General features: G+C 63.2%; 4 protein-coding genes. 1 reads left to right on the forward strand and 3 read right to left on the reverse strand.

Annotated elements, in window-relative coordinates; all coding sequences use genetic code 11:
* The coding region (locus ACESLR_RS11930) for a hypothetical protein (RefSeq protein ID WP_373067706.1) at positions 1-235 on the forward strand (235 nt) is incomplete at its 5' end.
* Between the two features lie 51 nt (positions 236-286).
* Here the strand turns inward: ACESLR_RS11930 and tnpC are convergent.
* Genes tnpC through tnpA form a run of 3 tightly spaced genes read right to left on the reverse strand, consistent with a single transcriptional unit; the run spans position 287 to position 2,622 of the window.
* Positions 287-1,876: an IS66 family transposase gene (gene tnpC, locus ACESLR_RS11935; RefSeq protein ID WP_373067719.1), complete on the reverse strand. Its 1,590-nt coding sequence runs from the start codon at positions 1,874-1,876 to the stop codon at positions 287-289.
* A gap of 60 nt (positions 1,877-1,936) precedes the next feature.
* Positions 1,937-2,287 carry an IS66 family insertion sequence element accessory protein TnpB gene (gene tnpB / locus ACESLR_RS11940; RefSeq protein WP_373067712.1) on the reverse strand — a complete coding sequence of 117 codons (351 nt, stop codon included), beginning with the start codon at positions 2,285-2,287 and terminating at the stop codon, positions 1,937-1,939.
* The gene (tnpA, locus tag ACESLR_RS11945) at positions 2,284-2,622 is read right to left on the reverse strand and encodes an IS66-like element accessory protein TnpA (RefSeq protein WP_373067725.1); all 339 of its coding nucleotides are present in this window, start codon (positions 2,620-2,622) and stop codon (positions 2,284-2,286) included. Before tnpA ends, tnpB begins: the two co-directional genes overlap by 4 nt.
* Between the last annotated feature and the right edge of the window lie 120 nt (positions 2,623-2,742).

Here is a 2,742-nt window from a genome sequence, read left to right on the forward strand (position 1 = left end):
GAAGCTGCCAAATAATTGGATGTTGGTACAGGATATCGGCTGGGGCTCAGCTCGAGCTTCCAAGCAGGTGGTACAGGACGGCGTCGACCTCGCCGCCTGTAAGGCGACGGTCGTCGGTGGCTGGCGGACGAACCAACATGATCAAGGGTGTTTCGGCATGAAGCTCACCATGCCGTGCCGTGGCGGGGTCGAGACGCATGGATTGCCGAAAAATCAAGTGGAAGTCACGACCTGATTTTCCAGAAATATCATCGGATGATCAGTAAGCATTCGCTGGAGGCCGCGGTCAAGCGACCTTGACCAGGGGCGTGGCCCCGTCCCATTCCCACGGCAGCAACTCGTGCAGGTGCGAGACCGGCAAATCGGAGATGCGGGCGATGATGTCGGCGAGCCAGGCCTGCGGGTCGATGTCGTTCAGCTTCGCGGTGCCGATCAGGGAATACATGAACGCGGCGCGCTGCCCGCCGCGCTCGGACCCCGCGAAGAGCCAGGACTTCCTTCCGAGGGCCACGCCGCGGAGGGATCTTTCGGCGGCATTGTTGGTCAGGCAGACACGGCCATCCTCAAGGAACCGGGTGAAGCTCGACCAATGGTTCGGCGACAGCAGGTAATCAATCGCCTTGGCGACCTTGGCGTGCTTGGAGAGCAGCGCTCGCTCGCCGCGCAGCCAGCGTTCCAGACCCTCGACCAGCGGGGCCGACAGGCGCTGCCGATCCGCCAGCCGATCCGCCGGGTTTTGCCCATTGATCTCCCGCTCGATATCGAACAGGGCATCGATGCGCCGGACGGCATCGAAAGCGATCGGCGAGATCTCCTTGGCGTTCTTGCCCTTGCGGATGTTGCTTTCAACATCGGCGAGTTCGAAGAACTTGCGCCGGGCGTGTGACCAACACAGGGCCGACACAACAGGCCCCGGCAATCGCTTCGGGTCGTAAAGCTGGTTGTATCCGGCATAGGCGTCGGCCTGGAGGATGCCCTGCCAGCCGGTGAGATGCCCGGTCGGATGCTCGCCGCCCCGGTCGCGGGAGAAGCGGAAGGTCACCGCCGGTGGGGCCGTGCCGCCAAAAGGGCGGTCATCGCGGACATAAGTCCAGAGCCGGGCCGTCTTCGTGCCACCTCGAGCGAGCAACGGGACTGTCGTGTCGTCGCCGTGCAATCGCTCGGCGGCCAGAACATGGTCCTCGATCAGGGCATGCAGCGGCTTGAGCAACTCGGTCACCGCGCCCACCTGGTCTGCGAGCGTGGAAAGGCTCAACTCCACGCCCTCGCGGGCATAGCGTTCGGCCTGGCGGTTCAACGGCTGGTGCTGACCGAACTTCTCGAACACGATCATCGCGAGCAGGCTCGGACCCGCCCAGCCCCGGGGCGTCGGATGGAACGGCGCCGGCGGTTGGCTGATCTTCTCGCAATCGCGACACGTGAACTTCTCCCGGACGGTCTGGATCACCTTCCACTGCCGCGGCACCACCTCCAGCGTATCGGTGATGTCCTCGCCCATTTTCACGATCCGGTCCGACCCACAGCACTTGCAGGCCGCCGGGGCCTCGACCACCACCCGCTCGCGCGGCAGATGCTCGGGGAATGGCTTGCGGACGGGCTTGCGGCGATCGAATGCTCGAACCTTCGCCGTCTTTTCCGCCGCCTGCTCGGCGCGGATGGTATCTTCGGCCGCGGCTGTTTCCAGTTCCTCGAGCTGCAACTCGAGCTGGTCGATCAGCCGGGCGGTGCGTTCGGCGCTGCGGCCATACTTCTCGCGCTTGAGCATCGCGATCTCGAGCTTCAGGCCCGCGATCAGCGCCTCGGACGCTGAAACCACAGCGTTCGAGCGGGCCAGTTCGGCGCGTAGTTTCTCGAGTTCGGAGGCGGCATCTGACATGGTCATAATCTACAATGCCGGTTCGCGAATGCCCATGCAAAACAGGGCTATAAGCGCAATTTATCCAGCCTTTGCAGGGCGTTGTGTCCAGCGCGGATTACGCCAGTCAATTCCCTCCAGAAGATAACCGAGCTGGGCTGCGGATATCTGGACCGCGTCGCCCGTGCGGCTGACCGGCCAGATGAATTTACCTGCCTCGAGGCGTTTCAGATAGAGCGATGTGCCGACCCCATCATGCCATAAAATCTTGACCAAGTCGCCTTTGCGCCCTCGGAAGCAGAATATCTCCCCGGCATGCGGATCGCGCCCGAGGCCTTGCTGGACCTGCAATGCAAGCGTGTTCATGCCACGCCGCATGTCGGTGACGCCACCCGCAATCCAGACCTTCACGCCCGCGGGAAACGCGATCATTGCCGGTCCACCACTGACAAAATCCGGGCAAGCGCTTCCGGGTCGACCACGATGGGCACGATAAGCCGACGGCCATTGGGCAGAGCAATCTCCACCTGCGAGTTCCGGGAGAGATCAGGGGGATCAACCGGCCCAGGCAGGGAGGCCGTGATATCCTTCGTCACGGTCACCGGTGTGAAGGATACCGGGCGGGACGCACCCAGCTCACCGTTGCGATACTGTCGACGCCAGATCGTCAACAGCGACCGGCACATGCCATGCCGCCGCGCCGTGGCTGCCACTTGTCGGTGGCCGACAAAACTTTCTTCAACGATCCGGATGACCTGCCCCCCGATGCTCCCTCATTCATAACGAGAGTCTGCGGGTCTGGTTTTCATAATCGTCGTCGTTGGTTCGGGCAAGCGCGTCGGGCGCGGAGCCCTCAAATTGCTCAAGCGTCCGGCGCGCTTGTGCGG

The organism is Thioalkalivibrio sp. (assembly GCF_041685615.1).
Lineage (GTDB): Bacteria > Pseudomonadota > Gammaproteobacteria > Ectothiorhodospirales > Ectothiorhodospiraceae > Thioalkalivibrio.

Excerpts from the sequence above, each read along its gene's own strand:
- tnpC (WP_373067719.1), bottom strand. The coding sequence starts at position 1,876 with ATGTCAGATGCCGCCTCCGAACTCGAGAAACTACGCGCCGAACTGGCC.
- tnpB (WP_373067712.1), bottom strand. The coding sequence starts at position 2,287 with ATGATCGCGTTTCCCGCGGGCGTGAAGGTCTGGATTGCGGGTGGCGTC.